The sequence below is a fragment of the Candidatus Protochlamydia phocaeensis genome (assembly GCF_001545115.1).
Classification (GTDB): Bacteria; Chlamydiota; Chlamydiia; order Chlamydiales; family Parachlamydiaceae; genus Protochlamydia_A; species Protochlamydia_A phocaeensis.
In genome coordinates, this window is record NZ_FCNU01000028.1 from 300,466 (window position 1) to 316,225 (window position 15,760).

At 43.9% G+C, this 15,760-nt stretch carries 12 protein-coding genes; 6 read left to right on the top strand and 6 right to left on the bottom strand.

Annotated elements, in window-relative coordinates; all coding sequences use genetic code 11:
- Positions 1-56: 56 nt before the first annotated feature.
- Both BN3769_RS10785 and proB read right to left on the bottom strand, forming a co-directional pair.
- Positions 57-1,331, bottom strand: a complete 1,275-nt coding sequence (locus tag BN3769_RS10785; protein ID WP_079989527.1) for a glutamate-5-semialdehyde dehydrogenase — start codon at positions 1,329-1,331, stop codon at positions 57-59.
- Position 1,332: 1 nt separating this feature from the next.
- The gene (gene proB / locus BN3769_RS10790; protein ID WP_068470426.1) at positions 1,333-2,451 is read right to left on the bottom strand and encodes a glutamate 5-kinase; all 1,119 of its coding nucleotides are present in this window, start codon (positions 2,449-2,451) and stop codon (positions 1,333-1,335) included.
- 295 nt (positions 2,452-2,746) lie between these two features.
- Between proB and BN3769_RS10795 the strand changes: the two genes are divergently transcribed.
- Entirely contained in the window at positions 2,747-3,664 is a 918-nt protein-coding gene (locus BN3769_RS10795) for an NAD-dependent epimerase/dehydratase family protein (RefSeq protein ID WP_068470427.1), read from the top strand.
- A gap of 239 nt (positions 3,665-3,903) precedes the next feature.
- Here the strand turns inward: BN3769_RS10795 and BN3769_RS10800 are convergent, their stop codons facing one another.
- Positions 3,904-4,854, bottom strand: coding sequence for an alpha/beta fold hydrolase (locus tag BN3769_RS10800; RefSeq protein WP_068470429.1), 951 nt, complete (start codon positions 4,852-4,854; stop codon positions 3,904-3,906).
- Positions 4,855-5,324: 470 nt separating this feature from the next.
- Here BN3769_RS10800 and BN3769_RS10805 point away from each other — a divergent pair, with 470 nt between their 5' ends.
- The 4 genes from BN3769_RS10805 (at position 5,325) to BN3769_RS10820 (ending at position 10,135) form a co-directional block, all read left to right on the top strand.
- Positions 5,325-5,567 (top strand): hypothetical protein, encoded by a 243-nt coding sequence (locus BN3769_RS10805; RefSeq protein WP_195155574.1) that lies wholly within the window; start codon positions 5,325-5,327, stop codon positions 5,565-5,567.
- Positions 5,567-6,637 (top strand): DUF2157 domain-containing protein, encoded by a 1,071-nt coding sequence (locus tag BN3769_RS10810; RefSeq protein WP_068470431.1) that lies wholly within the window; start codon positions 5,567-5,569, stop codon positions 6,635-6,637. Before BN3769_RS10805 ends, BN3769_RS10810 begins: the two co-directional genes overlap by 1 nt.
- Positions 6,638-6,762: 125 nt before the next feature.
- Positions 6,763-8,859, top strand: a complete 2,097-nt coding sequence (locus BN3769_RS10815; protein WP_068470433.1) for a phenylacetate--CoA ligase family protein — start codon at positions 6,763-6,765, stop codon at positions 8,857-8,859.
- A 232-nt stretch (positions 8,860-9,091) separates the two neighbouring features.
- A complete protein-coding gene (locus BN3769_RS10820) occupies positions 9,092-10,135 on the top strand; it encodes a hypothetical protein (RefSeq protein ID WP_068470435.1) in 1,044 nt (347 codons plus the stop codon).
- A gap of 170 nt (positions 10,136-10,305) precedes the next feature.
- Here BN3769_RS10820 and BN3769_RS10825 read toward each other — a convergent pair whose 3' ends face one another.
- Together BN3769_RS10825 and deoC are read right to left on the bottom strand one after the other, a co-directional pair.
- Positions 10,306-12,138: a DUF885 domain-containing protein gene (locus tag BN3769_RS10825; RefSeq protein ID WP_068470436.1), complete on the bottom strand. Its 1,833-nt coding sequence runs from the start codon at positions 12,136-12,138 to the stop codon at positions 10,306-10,308.
- A 13-nt stretch (positions 12,139-12,151) separates the two neighbouring features.
- Positions 12,152-12,829: a deoxyribose-phosphate aldolase gene (gene deoC, locus BN3769_RS10830; RefSeq protein WP_079989528.1), complete on the bottom strand. Its 678-nt coding sequence runs from the start codon at positions 12,827-12,829 to the stop codon at positions 12,152-12,154.
- A 240-nt stretch (positions 12,830-13,069) separates the two neighbouring features.
- Between deoC and recQ the strand changes: the two genes are divergently transcribed.
- The gene (recQ, locus tag BN3769_RS10835; RefSeq protein WP_068470440.1) at positions 13,070-15,235 is read left to right on the top strand and encodes a DNA helicase RecQ; all 2,166 of its coding nucleotides are present in this window, start codon (positions 13,070-13,072) and stop codon (positions 15,233-15,235) included.
- Positions 15,236-15,242: 7 nt separating this feature from the next.
- Here recQ and BN3769_RS10840 read toward each other — a convergent pair whose 3' ends face one another.
- Entirely contained in the window at positions 15,243-15,740 is a 498-nt protein-coding gene (locus BN3769_RS10840) for a DUF6790 family protein (protein WP_068470442.1), read from the bottom strand.
- Positions 15,741-15,760 lie beyond the last annotated feature (20 nt).

Sequence of the window (15,760 nt, forward strand, 5' to 3'; positions counted from 1 at the left end):
GCAGCTTTCACGTCAGTCCAAAGGGCAAAAAACTCCAAATTCAGGTGATAAATCCTTTATGACGGACGTGTATGATAATTCCCGCGTATGATCCATTTATAGGTTGTCAGTTCTTTTAATCCCATCGGACCTCGCGCATGCAATTTCTGCGTACTGATGGCGACTTCGGCTCCCAATCCCAGCTGTCCTCCATCCGTAAAGCGCGTAGAGGCATTGACATAAACGGCTGCAGAATCAATTTCGCTGACGAATTGCTCTGCTAGCTGGACATCCTGGGTTAAAATGCCATCGCTGTGGCCCGAACTATGCTCGCGAATATGATTTAAAGCTTCTTGTGAATCTTCTACTACTTTAATTCCAATTGTCAAGCTTAGCCATTCAGTATCCCAGTCGTTTGCTTGCGCTGTCTGACAAACGACCGTGCCTGCAGGTAATGCTTTTAAAATATGCCAGGCTTTTTCATCCAGATGAAGTTTAACGCCCGCCTCTCCCAATGCTTTGGCTAAAGGGGGCAGGAATAAAGGCGCGGCCTGAGCATGAACAAGCAACGTATCTAGGGCATTGCAGACCGTTGGACGCTGTGTCTTGGCATTCAAAATGACAGGGAGCGCTTTATCCAGATCTGCCGTCCGATCGACATACAAATGGCAAATGCCAATCCCTCCCGTCATGACGGGAATCAGGCTGTTTTCCCGGCAAAATTGATGCAGGCCGGCACCACCACGGGGAATAATGAGGTCGATATAAGTCGGCATCTTTAGCATGTGGATAACCTGGCTGCGGTCTGCAGTTGGGATAAGCTGAATCGCATGAAGAGGGAGGGCTGCGGTGTTTAAAGCCTGTTGAATAACAGAGATAAGGGCCTGATTGGTGTGCAACGCCTCTGAGCCGCCACGTAAGATGGCGCAATTGCCCGATTTAAGGGCAAGCACCGCCGCATCAACCGTGACATTGGGTCTCGATTCATAAATGATTCCCAGCACGCCGATTGGCGTACGGCGTTTACAGACATTCAATCCATTGGGCAAAGTGGTATGTTCAAAGGTTTCTCCCACCGGATCGGGCAAGGTGGCCACATGCTGGACGTCTTGGCTGATTCCTTTTAGACGTCCGTTTAACGATAAGCGATCTATCATGGCCGGGCTAAGGCCGGCTTGTTCAGCTGCCAGGCAGTCTTTTTGATTGGCTTCCAAAATCTCTTTCTGGCTATTCTCTAAGCCATTTGCTAAGGCTTCCAAGACTAAGTCTTTCTGCCGGGCAGTCGCTTTGGCCATCGCAATAGCCGCTTGCTTGGCATGCTGCCCCATTAAAATTAAATCATTTGTCTGCATGTTAGCTGTCCTCTTTAAATCGGGTGCGGGTCATATTATCGCGATGGATGATTTCTGGGCCGTAGCTGTATCCTAAGATGTCTTCAATATGCTGCGAATGTGTGCCGATCAGTTTCTGGATGTCTTGGCTTTTATAATTTGTAATGCCGACAGCTATGGGATAACCAGATAAGGAAACCAGTTGAACTAAAGCCCCTCGATCAAAAGATTGAAAGGTTTGAGTAATGCCTATCGGCAGCAAGCTGGCTCCATTATGGCGCAGCTTTTGCTCTGCCCCGGCATCAATTTGGATTTTTCCTTGATGCTTTTCAGATAGCAGCCAGCGCTTGCGGCTTTCCCTGGCGGTTGTTTCCGCCATAAAAAAAGTGCCGATCGCATGCCCATCGGCAATATCGAGCAAAACATTGGGATGCTTAAAAGACGTAATGACTGTGCTTGTTCCGCTTTGAGAAGCGAGCTGGGCTGCTTGGACTTTTGTATACATGCCTCCTGTGCCAAGGCCAAGAGATGCTGATGCTCCGCCGGCTAAGGCAAAAATCTTTTCATCAATGTGGTTGATCCGTGGAATGAGCGCCGCTTGGTTATCCAATCGAGGATCGGCGGTATAAAGACCTTCTTGATCGGTCAAAAGAATTAATCGATCGGCCGCAATCAGATTAGAGACCAAGGCAGCCAAGTTGTCGTTGTCGCCTACGCGGATCTCTTTGGTGGCAATGGTGTCATTTTCATTAATAATGGGAAGAATGCGATGCTTGAGCATGCAATGCAACGAATCGCGAATGTTCAAATAGCGCTGTCGATTGGAGAAATCGTCCCGCGTCAGCAAAAGCTGTCCGACTTGAATGTGGAAAATGCTAAATAAATCCGCCCAGATTTGCATCAATCGGCTTTGTCCAACGGCAGCAAACATTTGCTTGGAAGGCCAAAAGCGCTCGACCGTGGGATGGCCTAGGCATTCGCGGCCGGCAGCGACGGCTCCAGAAGTGACGAGAACAACTTGTTTGCCTTTTTCTTGCAGATGGGCAACTTGGCGGGCAATTTCCAACATGGCGCGGCGGGAAAGCTGCTTTGTTCCTTGTGTGAGCGTGCTTGTCCCCAATTTAACGACAATCTTATGCATATTTACCTAACTAAATAAAAAATTAACGGAAGGGAAAATAAGAAAAAATGAAGGGTGGGCTGACCTTACCCCAGAAGGGGGAAACGAGGTAAATAGAAAGAAGGCATTAAATCGAAAGAAAAAGATTGCACGATTATCTCCGTTCTTACGGAATTCAAATTAACAAAAAATGTAATTAAAATCATCAAAAAGATATAAACAAATTAAAAATAAGGTTATTAGCAATTCGCCGACAGTCTGTAATAAGAGGGCGGCCGTAAAAAAACATTAAATTAGCATGTGGATAGGATGAGATATGAGAGTATTTGTAACAGGTGCTTCAGGATATATTGGAAATGCTGTTGCCAAAGCTTTTCGAAACAAGGGGCATCATGTCTTCGGGATGGTCCGTAGCGAGAAAGATGCCCATCTGTTGAGCTTGGATGAAATCTGGCCGGTTATAGGGGATTTGGATAAGCTTGAGAGTTACCAGAAAGCATTGGAAGAGTGCGAAGTGGCGGTGCATTGCGCATTTGATTGGGAAGAGAAAGGCGTAGAGCGCGATGCTAAATTGATCGATAACGTGCTGGCCACTTTTTCCAAAAGTTCTCTGCCGCATGCGTTCCTTTATACGTCAGGCATATGGATTTATGGATCTCGAGGAAATCAGGTTGTCGATGAATCGACTCCGGTCAACCCGATCGAGATCGCTAAATGGCGCCCCATTCATGAAGAGAAAGTGTTAAAGGCTGCGGCTGCTAATTTTAAAACAGTCATTTTAAGGCCTGGATGCGTATATGGAAATGTGGGAGGATTAACTAATCTCATTTTTACATCCACTCAAAATGGCATGATAAAAATGATTGGCGAGGGGCGCAACCGCTGGCCTATGGTGCATGTGCAAGATTTGGCATTGGCCTATGTGGCAGCTGCCGAAAAAGAAGCAAACGGGCTTATTTTAAATGTAGCGAATGATACCAGTGTAACTGTAAAGGAATTGGCAGAGGCGGTTGCCAGAAGCGCTGGCATCGAAGGGAAAATTAAGAGTTTAACGCCAGAAGAAGCGCACCAGCAGTTTGGCGATATGGTCCAAGGATTGTCTATCGATCTTCAAGTCAGCAACTCGCGCGTTAAACGTTTATTAGGATGGCAAGTCCATCATCCCTCTTTTATCAATGATGTCGATATCTACTATAATGCATGGAAAACAACACAAGTGGCTGACGAGTTCTAAGAAATGCATTAAAACCGCTAATGGCTTAGATTTTCAAATTTAAGCCATTAGCAGTTTTAAGAAATTCTCTAAGGCGATTGTTAATAACGGTAATTTTTTTTCAAAAATCAATCTTAATGCTTGCAGCCATTGATGCGGCCAAATGTTGGATTATAAGCAGCCGATAGATAAATAGCTGTAAGTCAGGCAAAAGCTACAGCCCGGGCAAGAAAAACACATGCCAATGAAATCGCTCGCCTTTACTTTGTACTTTGCAAAAAAGGAAGAATTGTGGAGAGGACGATTTCCGGATACTCTTCCTGCGGAATATGCCCGCAATTGGGAATTAGAAGCGCTTTGGCAGAAGGAAAATCTCTCTTAAAATGCTCAAAATGCTTCAAAGGGACAAGCCAATCATGATCTCCCCATATGATTAGCGCAGGCTGTTTGATTTGGGGGAAACGCCGGCTTAATTGAACGAAAATCTGCTTATCGAACTGCTGCAAGGTAAGAAGAGTGGACTTTGTTCCTCCCGGGAAACGATATGGCAGGCAATAGGCCTCGACTTGCTCCTCTGTCACGGATTGGGCATCAAAAACAATTTGCCTTAAACTGCTTCTCACAACGGTTGGTCCAAGAAAAGGAGACCAGAGCGGTCCCAGATGACGCGAAAGAGAGAGGTATAGAGGAAGATCGAGAGGATAGCCCAACGCGCTGATTAAGGTTAGGGATTTGACTAAATCGGAATGGTCAAGCGCTAAGCTAAGCGCTAATCCTCCGCCCATTGAATTGCCCGCAATATGCGCTTGGGAAATTTGATGGCTTTTCATAAAAGCCTCCAGCTGTTCAACGAAGAAGGGCATATCATATGGAACGTGATCAGGCTTATCGCTTAATCCGTAGCCAATTAAATCAACGGCCCAGACGTGGTAGCCCGCTTGGGCAAGAGGAGTAATCAAATGACGCCACGTATAGGTATGGGCTCTAAATCCATGGATAAGCAAAACATGGTCGTTTCCTTCCCCTTGTTCTATATAATGCATGGCTAAAGGCCCATAAGCCGATGGCCATTCCCAAAATTGCTTATTATTTTTGACTCTCGCTTGCTCTACAGGATCAAAAAGCTCGACGCTCATGAATAAAAATAAGCAGACAAGCACAAAGGCGCCGCTTGTCATTAAGATAAATAGGCAATAAAGGCTTTTTCTCATGATGTCCTAGGAGAGTGCCCATGATCTGAAAATAGGGTAATTCGTATGTTGAATGTATTTATAAACGGGGAAAAATTTTTCGTCATATTAAAAAGATGGCTAAAAAATTTCCGCATTTCTAAGAAAATTGAGCGGCAAAGCAGATTTATTTGAAATCGTGGACAGTCTCTTAGAGGAATTTTTAAAATCGCTAACGAGGGTGTTCCCTTATTCAGGCCTGCCATTCTTAAAGAGAAATTGATCTCAAATATAGGTTATTATGAGTTTTAATACGCCTTTAAGCGACTAATTAAATAATCCACACGTGCTTAAAGTGTATTTTTTAAATCAAGCACTATATATAATAAAATTGAAGGGATTTGAAATAGCAATAAGCTTCTTTTTTCAAAAGATTTAAACAATGAAAGTGTCCGGAAATGCGATCGCTCTAATCCTATTGCCTATTTTCCCAATGAGTTAACGGAGGTTTTATGCGCTTTATTTTTAATTTTTTCTTTTTTGGAATTCTGTTCTATCTCATTTATTTATTTTTCCCAGATGCCTTTCATACCTTGGTTTCATGGGCGGATCGCACCTATGAATTCTTTAGAGATCTCATTTTACAAATAGCTGGTAAAGTTCACTCATCAAGAGATCATTCGGCCCCTCCGCCTCATCAGGCGCTAGGCGCTCTTTTACCTATTTGGATGTTTTTAAAGCATAAGTGGAAATAATGCAGCTTTCGCAAGATGATCTGGACCAAGCTGTTCGGGAGAACATTTTAAGCCGGCAACAAGCAGATGCGCTAAGGGAGATGATAAAAAGGCGTCAGTTGGGAACTGAAGGCGGCTTTCAATTGGCCACTATCCTTTATTATCTAGGCGCTTTAATTGTTTTAGCTGCCATGGCTTGGCTAGCCTCAATAGGAGAGAAACAGCTAGGCCGTTTCGGCCTTTTTTTTATTTCTCTTTTATATGCCTATCTCTTTTTTCACCTTGGATGGTATTTCTGGCATCGCACTCTTTATCGAGTAGGAGGAGGGTTGCTGTGCACACTTGCCGTTTGCATGGTTCCTCTTGTGGTTTATGGATGGGAAAGAGGAATGGGACTGTGGCCTATACAAGGGGATTTTGAAACATCGGCGCATTATCAGCATTACCTTTTTATTAGCCATCAATATTGGATCTCTTTAGAGGTGGCTACACTTGCCGCTTCTATAATCGCCCTATTCTTTATTCGTTTTCCTTTCTTAACCGCGCCTTTGACCCTTGCCTTATGGTTTTTGGTCATGGATAGCGTCCCTTTAATTTTAGGAGAAGTGAATGAGGGAGATAAGGTTTATCAATGGACCTTGCTTATCTTTGGCCTATTTTTAATAATAAGCGCTTATTTAATTGACCGACGGATGCCCGAAGACTTTGCTTTCTGGGGCTATTTATTTGGAATAACGGCCTTCTCGATCGGATTGGTACAAATATTGATGACGGATACGTCAGAAGCGGTTAAAGTCCTTTATCTCTTGGCCAATGCAGTTCTGTTCGCTCTTGCAGCCTTGCTCAATCGGACGATTTTTTTAATAGGAGGAGCCATAGGGATTTTTGTTTATCTTAGCCACTTAGCATATGAAGTCTTTCAAGATTCGGCTCTATTTCCCTTAATTCTCAGCCTAATAGGACTTGCTATCATCTATTTAGGGATTCTCTATCAACGCTATCAGCTTCGCATTCAAAAGGCTATCAATCGCTTCTTGCCTGCCCAATGGGGAAGTTTATTGCCCCACAATCGCCATTCTTCTCAAGATTAATTCTTGCCATTTAATTGCTTATCTCTTGATTAGTTTTTTAATTAATTATTGAAATATTAATCAAATCTTTAAATTAATTATTTAAAATCTTTGTCAATTATTCCGATAATAAGGAGATTGTTTTTATGTTAAAAGTCGAGAATTTGCTGGCAGCTGATTTATCTAATCTCAATTATGGCAATCGAATTGGATTTGTAGATGAAACACATAAAGCGTTGATCAAGACGAATCCGAGAGGAGAAATTGGAAAGTTTGGAATTGCCTATCATGGAACGATCGGCAGCTTATTCCACCGCACCATTGATGTGACTGTAACGGATGCCAACACTCGCAAAGATCGGAAAATTCACTTGAATAGGGAAAGTACAATTAAGTGGTTGAATAGCCAGCTTGATTCCCAAGAAAAAGTGAGTGGGCGAGCTTCTTCTGAAGAAATTGTAGCTAAAATCAATCGACTATCGACCATTTTGAAGGACAGCGAAACAAAGAAAGCGGAACAAATCGAAGAAAATTTAAAGCAAGGAATTGACTTTAAGGCCTCTTATCCAGCCAAATTGAATCATCGGCCCTTATACGGTTTCTTTGACCGTATCAGTTCTTTTCTGTGGGGAAAATTTTATGATTGGACAATCAGTTCTTGGAATGCTTTCCGCCTGCGGTTCGGCTTAGGGATTGCAGAAAAAACATGGAATGAAGTGTCGGAAAAACGAGCGGCTGCAGCCTTCAGGCAAGCCCTGCAAGTGCCGGCTTACAAGCAGTTCCTAGATTCAAAGGGAGGCGTTCCCCGCACATTTGCCGATTTGCCGATTACTTCGAAAGACAATTACATCAAGCCTCATATTGGACATGACGAGCCGCAGCTTTACCTGGATGGAAAAATTCCGGAAAAAGCCAAGAGGGATACGTCAACGGGAACGAGCGGCAAATCGACGCCTTGGTATCGCGGGGCGCAAGAGCAGGAAAGGGTTGAATTACTGACTTCGTATGCGGCTAAAGTCGTTCTTGGCGATCGTCCTTATACTTTTATCAATGGATTTGCCGTTGGTCCTTGGGCAACGGGAATTACAGCGACGCTGGCAATGAATCGAGATAAAAATGCCGGAGTTTGCGTGATTGGACCTAATATTTCTGAAATTTATGATTGTATCAAAGAGCAAATTCGCATCCGTCCTCCTGGATATCCGATTGTCGTAGGCGGCTATCCTCCTCATATTCGGGCTGTTATTGACATGGCAGTGGCTGAGGGATTCCCTCTTCATGAGCATAATATTATCGCAGTTGTAGGCGGAGAATCCATGAGCGAAGATATGCGCGATTTAATTGTCGCTCAAAAAGGCGAGAATGGAGAAATAATCCGCACGGGACTTAAGCAGTGCTTTTCTTCTTATGGGGCGTCCGATCTCGATATCAATATCGGTTATGAATCGGATTTTGAAATTGAGCTGCGCAAGCTGTGCCATAAGCCAGAAAATAAAGCGCTGGCGGAGGAATTATTCGGCAAAAACGAATTTAAGCCGATGATTTTCCATTATGACCCCTTAAACTACCTCATTGAAGCAGATGAACAGCAGAATTTGATCTATACCTGTGTTCGCCAGGACCGCATATCCCCTCGTATCCGTTATAATTTGGGAGACAGGGGCAAGATCATGGCCGCTAGCGATGTGTTGGCTGTGTTAGAAAAGCATGGCATTAAATTAAAGCACAAGCCGAATACAAACCTACCCCTCTTATTTGTTTGGGGAAGACAAGGCTCTCATATTTCTTTTAGGGGGTGCAAAGTTGCTCCTGAAAATTTGGGAGAGACTATCCGTCGCTTAGACAGCCAGCCGGCCCATCAAGGTTTAAATGAAAAAATTGCCCACTATGGCTTTTATCAATATGAAAAGAACGGCCGAAAGGTGACCGAAATTCTGTTGGAATTCAATGAAGAGGGAGATTTTAATGGAGCGAATGAAGAACTGCTGAAAAATGTGATCGATACATTGGCAGAGGTCAATTCCGATTTTATCACTCAAATTCAAAATTGCCCGCAGGCAGAAAAGCCCGTTTTAAGAGTATTTAAAAAGGGAGAAAGTCCCATGGATATTCAGCAGAAAAAATATCCCATGCGTAAGAAACAATATATTTTTACCGCCGGCGATGAGTTCATTCCTGCCCATGAAGAGCAGATGGCTAACAAAGGCAAGCTTATTTCTTTAGCTGCTGAAGCAGCCACTTAATCTTTCCCTTAAAGAGGCCCTAGTCGGGCCTCTCTCTTTGTCTTCTTTTCAAACCTTTCTATTCTTATATTATTCATTTTTTAAAAATTTTTATTAAAACTCCTTTATTTAATTCTTTTAATTCTAAATTTATCGGGTAAATGTTTTGTGATAGATTTTAAACAGTCTAAAATCTAGAATCTTTTCAATTGTTGATTAAATTTAAATCTTTTGAATAAAAGAAGGGGCAATAATGAATATTGTTAATCATTTACGCAGCTATTGTCAGTCTACAGCTACTTATTTTAATTCTTCAAAAACATCTTTATTTTTAAATGAAAAAGTTAAAGAGGCCTCTTCTGAAGTTTTTTCCGCTTTATTGCCTAATTTTTATACCTTATGCGAGATGAATAAATATCCATACATGAGCGAATTGATGCTAGGCTCGTTTTGCACAGCGGCTGGCTGCTATACGATGTATACAAGTTATGCAATTGGGAAAGTGGTCAAGCAAGAGGCTCCATCCAATGCGGCTTTTCGAAAAGCGTGTGCCTTGGGAGGGGCTTTGTGCGCAACATACGGCGTTTATACATTAACAACGCTTGCTTTAAAGGTATTTTCTGATTTCGTTGAGACGGGTTCTTTACAAGATGAAAATCATTTCGCGCATTCGTATGTCCATTATAATGGCCCCTATTCGGCGAATGGGGTAAAAGAGCAAGCATCCGAGAATTTAGATCGCAAAGCACAAAAGTTCCTTGACGTTTTTTTAAGCTGTCCGGATGCGAAGAAAGTGTATGAAAAAGTCACTAAAGATGGGCCCATTCAGATTAGATTTGTCGATCCCTCTCTTGATGAAATGGTTGCTAAAAGCCACGGCTACTGGAATATAGAGAATAGGGAAATTGTCATCGATAGTACGTCTGGCGATCTGCAGCAATTTCACATCTTGATTTACGAAATGCTGAATGCCTCGCGCAGTAAAGCATTTTCAGCGACTTTCGAAGAAGCGGCTCAAGGGACTTTAGATGCTTTAGAATTTGCCAAGCAGCTTGAAAAAGGCGAGTATGAAACGACAAAAGGGCATTGCTATGTAACGGCGAATTGTGTTGCCAGTCAAGCATGGTCTTTTCTCCCTAAAGCTAGATCTATTGAGCAATGCAACGAGCTTTATAACAAAGGTTTTGAGGAGCGCTGGGAAGAGATTAAGGACCGCCCCCATACTCAAATTTATATAGACATGTATAACGAGCGTTTTTCTGGCAGCAAAATGAAAACGGAAAAAGATGAATTGTAGTTTCAGTGTAGACCAGGCGAGTTCGCTTGAGGCAACTCGCTCATTTACAGTGCGCGCTATGTTTATTTCTTAGCTGCCAAAATTTGTTTAGCAATCTAATTGAAGAATAAACCCCAGCGCGCAAAAGAGGGAAGAGGCCATGCGCCTCAAGCCCTCTTGTTGTAATTAGCTTATTCAGCCGCTTTCATTTGCTGTCTAATCCATTGATTAATGCTCTGTTCTGCAATATCTAGTGGAACTGTTCCATGTCTCAGCCACTCGTCGTGGAAGGCGCGGATGTCAAATTTCTCTCCAAGCTTTGCAATTGCTTCCTGCCGCATTTCTTGGATCTTCAATTCGCCGATCTTATACGCGAGAGCCTGACCCGGCATCACGAGATAGCGATCTACTTCCGTAATAATTTCATGGTCGCTCATGCCTACATATTGCTTGAAGAATTGAATGGCGTCTTCGCGGCTCCATCCCATCGCGTGCATGCCTGTATCGACGACGAGCCGGATGGCGCGCAGCATCTCATAAGTCAACCGGCCGAACTTGGAATAGGAATCTTGATAAAGGCCCAGGTCTATCCCCAAGCTTTCGGCATAAAGACCCCAGCCCTCAATATAGGCCGTGAAATGGCAATTTTTGCGGAACTCTGGCAAATGGCTGAGCTCTTGTGCTAAAGTGATTTGAAGATGATGGCCTGGGACAGCTTCATGCAGGGCCAAAGGTTCCATTTCCCACTTTGGGCGCTTTTCCGGATAGCTGGTATTGATGAAGAAGTAGCCGGGCCTTTCATGTATAGGCGACCCATGGCAATAATAGGCGGCTATTTGAGACTCTTCCGAATAAGCGGGGACAGGGACGACCTCAAAGGGGAGGCTTGGAAGCTTAGTAAATAAGGAAGGAAGCTTTGATTCAATATGTCGGGTAAGTTGCTGATAGCCTTTTAACAGCTCCTCTCGGTTGGAATAAAAAAATTGCGGATCGGATTCCAGGAAATGCAAAAAATCCGCAAAACGGCCTTCGAATCCAGCTGAGGCCATTACGGCGAGCATTTCTTGATGGATCCGTTCCACTTCCTTTAATCCAATTTCATGAATCTGCTGAGGGGATAGATGCGTCGTCGTCGAGCGGCGCGCTTTAGCGGCGTACCATTCTTGTCCGTTGGGAAGGGCCGTAAAGGCAATTGACTTGCGGCAATTCGGAATATAGGTCTCTACCAAATAAGAATAAAAATCTTTTAGGGCCGGGAGGACTTCATTATAATATGCGTCTTCAGCTTGTGTGAGCAGGCGCCGTTGGTTGCTATGGGAAATACTCGGCGGCAAGTGCTTGAAAGATTTTAGAAACGGGCTATCTAAGGCCTCATCTGCCATTTGATTCAGAAGCTGCTGAGGAATATGCCTAAGAGCAATGCGAGGAGGGGTAATACCCGCTTTTAATCCTTCATTTAATAAAGCAGTGGCCTGTTGAAGATAAGGAGGGATCTGATTAAGCCGGGCAATGATGTTTTCATAATCCTTTTCTGTCGCTGCCGGCATCAGATCCATAATGAGCGCGATATTGAGATGAATGCCATGCATTTGGTTGACAAGCAAGTAGTGGTTGTTAAATTGAAACTCTTCTACCTCTTCTGTCAAAAGCTGCTTTAAGATTTGATGGCTGACGGCATCTTCCTCTGATAAGGCAGCGGCAGAAAAAGAGTTGAGCGCAGACAAAAGCTGAATGGCGAAGCGTTGGTGCCGCTCTAGGCTTTCAAAAGACAGATCGGGCCAGCAGTCCTGCTTGCCCGGATAGCCTAAATAAGTCGCCTCATCCGGATTTTCGCTCATTCTCCATTCCCAATATAGCTCAAAAAGGCAATGCAGACGCGTAGTCTCTTCGCTCTCGTTTGCAATCTGTTGTAAGCGCCATTCAAAAGAAAGCGGCGAAGCAGCTTCTTCCGCTTGGCTAAAAGGTGAAACGAAGCTGCTGAGAAAAACAAAGGCCATTAATAGATTTTTTTTAAGAGCATTCATCGGATTACCTCATCTAATGGGAAAGAGAGTTATTGAAATGGGCTGATTTTAATTCTTCCATGATGGATACGCTGGACGAAGTTCCTAAGCGGCTTGCGCCAGCTTGCAATAGACTTAATGCCATGGAAGCATCTTTGATGCTTCCTGAGGCTTTAATAAAAGGACTGAATTGCCTCATCAACTGCACATCTGCAATTGTTGCGCCGCCGGAACCAAAACCTGTAGATGTTTTGAGGAAATCAATGCCTGCTGCAACAGCTAAGCTGCATGCAAGCGCTTTCTCTTCTTCGCTTAAGAAACAAGTCTCTAAAATAACTTTTAAGGGATGTGGAGAGGCTAAAGAGACTAGCTGCTTAAATTCTTCTTCCAATGCGCGCAGGCGCCTCTCTTTTAACCATCCTATATTTAAGACAAAGTCCACCTCATCTGCCCCATTTTGAAGCGCTTCTTCTAACTCTTGGCATTTAATCCGAGTTGAATGGGTGCCTGTTGGAAAGCCTGCTACTGTGACCAACCTAATAGCGGATCCGCCAAGAATGGAACGCGCCAGCTTAAGCCACTGATTATAGCAGCAAATTCCATAGAAATTCCAACGCAGTGCCTCTTGACAAAGCTTTTCTATATCGGCAGCCGTTGCGTAAGGCTTTAATTGAGTATGTTCGATTGATTGGGCAACTTTTTCTGCTTCCATGATTTAACTCATTTTTTGAATTCATTCGGGCGTTGCTTTTGCGATCGATTCTAGATCAAGTTTTGCAAAAAGCAAAGTCTAAAAATATTTGCAAGGCGAAGTCGGTGGACGGGGGGAAAGGATTTTGAATAAAAACATAAAGTTTTTATTTTAAATATTTAAGGTTATGCTTTCATTGTCTTGTATTTAAGTGTTTTTTAATTGATAATAGCCTCGAGACGTATGACTAGTAGGCTGGGTATGGAGTTGGAAGCATCATTTTGTTCCTTTAATCTAGAAGGTAAACTTAAAGAAATTTTTGGCTATAATGACTTCCGAGCTTATCAAAAAGAGATCATTCAAGCTATTTTAGCCGGCAAAGATGTCATGGCTATTCTTCCCACTGGAGCGGGCAAATCCCTTTGCTATCAGCTTCCGGCTATGTTGCTGCCGGGAACGGCAATTGTAATTTCTCCCCTCATTTCTCTTATGCAGGACCAGGTAGTTTCCTTGTATAAGAACGGCATTCCAGCAGCCTTTCTCAATAGTAGCCTTCATTATCAAGATATTCAAGATGTATTGAATCATCTGGCCGATTATAAGCTTCTGTATGTTGCTCCTGAACGATTGGCCGATTCCCAGTTTATCAATCGCTTAAAAGATATTCCGCTTTCTTTTTTCGTTGTCGACGAAGCGCACTGTATCTCGCAATGGGGGCATTCCTTTCGGGGGGAGTACCGCAAGTTGTCGGTATTAAAACAGCTTTTTCCCCAGTGTCCGATGATGGCTTTGACGGCCACGGCAACGTTGGATGTGGAAAAAGATATTATATCCCAGCTTGCCATGGAGCAGCCTGTTTTGATCAAAGGAAGTTTTGATCGGCCCAATCTGACGATTCGCATTCATCCCAAGATTCAGCCTGAAAAGCAAGTATTGGAATTCATCAGACAAAAGTCTCAGCAGCCCGGCATTATCTATGCTGCGACCCGCAAAGGTGTCGAATCGACTTTTTTGCAGCTGCAGCAAGCTGGATTTCAAGTGGGACGCTATCATGCAGGCATGACGGATCAAGAAAGGAGCGCTTCGCAGCATGCCTTTTTGCATGACCAGGTGACGCTTATGGTAGCGACCGTAGCCTTTGGAATGGGCGTTCATAAGCCCGATATTCGCTTTATCGTCCATCTCGATATGCCGCGGACAATCGAGCAATACTATCAGGAGATTGGCCGTGCCGGGCGCGATGGATTGCCTGCCGAATGCCTGATGCTTTATGGCGCTCAGGACCTTGTCATTTATAAAGTCTTCTTGGAGCAGCTAGAAGATCCTTCCATTCGCCAGCAGATGAAGGCCAAAACAGACAGTATGTACCGTCTATGCACCTCGCTTGATTGCCGCCGTAAAGGTCTTCTTAAGTATTTCGGCGAAGCTTATCATTCTCACGAATGTGGGACATGCGATAATTGCATAGATGAGGATAATAAAATTGACGGAACGGTCATTGCACAAAAGATTTTATCATGCGTTTTCCGCATGAGGCAGAATGTCGGTGGCCGTTTGGTCATTGATGTGTTGAGAGGAATGAAGAACCAAGCCGTCTTGGAAAAAAGCTATCAGGATTTATCCACTTATGGGCTTTTGGCCGATTTATCTGAGGCCGAGGTGCGCTATTACATCGAATCCCTTATTCAAATGGGATTGATCATGCGAACAGAAGGGCAGTATCCTATTCTAAAATGGACGGAAAAATCAAAAGAGGTCATCGAAGGGCGCTTGCCGGTCTGGTTTAAGAAAAAGCTGTTTCAGTCCGCCTCAGCTAAGCCCGCTCCAAAGCGCAAAGAAGCTGCTGTTCTTTATTATAATGAGGCCCTATTTGAATCCCTAAAGCAATTGAGAATGGAAGTGGCAAGAGAAGAGCAAGTCCCGCCATTTGTCATTTTCAGTGACCGGGCCTTGCAGGAAATGGCGACTTATTTCCCTCAAAATCAACAGGATTTTTGCAAGATTAATGGCGTAGGTCCCATCAAATGGATTAAATATGGATTGAAATTTTTAGAGGCGGTTAAAGCTTTTACGCCCGCTTCATTGCCCTCCAAGCGGGAAGATATCCGCTCTCCTGTCCAGCGTCAACAGTCGCGGCAAGAGACCGTACGCCTCTATCAAGAGGGCTATCATCTTGAAAAGATCATGGAAAGCCGCCAACTTGCCAGAAGTACGGTGATTACCCATCTTGTAGAAGCCATTCAGCAAGGGACGGAACTGGACTTGGCGCCTCTTATTCCCCATGCCAAGCAGCATGCGATTAAAGAGGCGATTTCCCTGGTTGGCCCCAGCCGCTTAACTCCTATTAAGGAAAAGCTGCCAGAGGATTTTACTTATGAAGATATCCGCTTAGTGGCTGCTTCCTACCGTTTAAAAGAAAGCGAGTGAGGTCAATTCAGCTAAGGCCTTGCTTGTTCGCTTGCCCATAAAGATAGCCAGTTAATAAAGCGATCAATATAATGGGTACAATAATGTCCGTATAAAGAGGTAGGCCTGCGTTGCCCGGCGCTTCATTCTGATAGACCATCAACTGTCTGAGATGTTCGTATGCATCTGCCCAAAACCAAATGGACAGTCCAATGATAGTCGCCGCCCAAAATAACCCTCGAAACCAAATGCATAGAAGGCCTAGGATGCCAAAGGAAAGATTGGCGTAAGCCACTTCCAGTTGGAACGGATTGCCTGGAGGCCATCCAATGTATTCGGCGATTTCATTTGATAGGAAAGCATGGCCATAAAAAGCAAAAAGGCCTCCCAATCCGACAGTAAAGACCAGTTGATACAATAAAAGAATTTCAATTATCCTTGCTTTGGTTGCAGGCTGACGGCTGAGCAAGAGATGCAATATGGCAATGATCCAGCCTAAAGCAAAAATAAAAGGGAAGGGATTCATAACGGCCTTTATTGATTTTT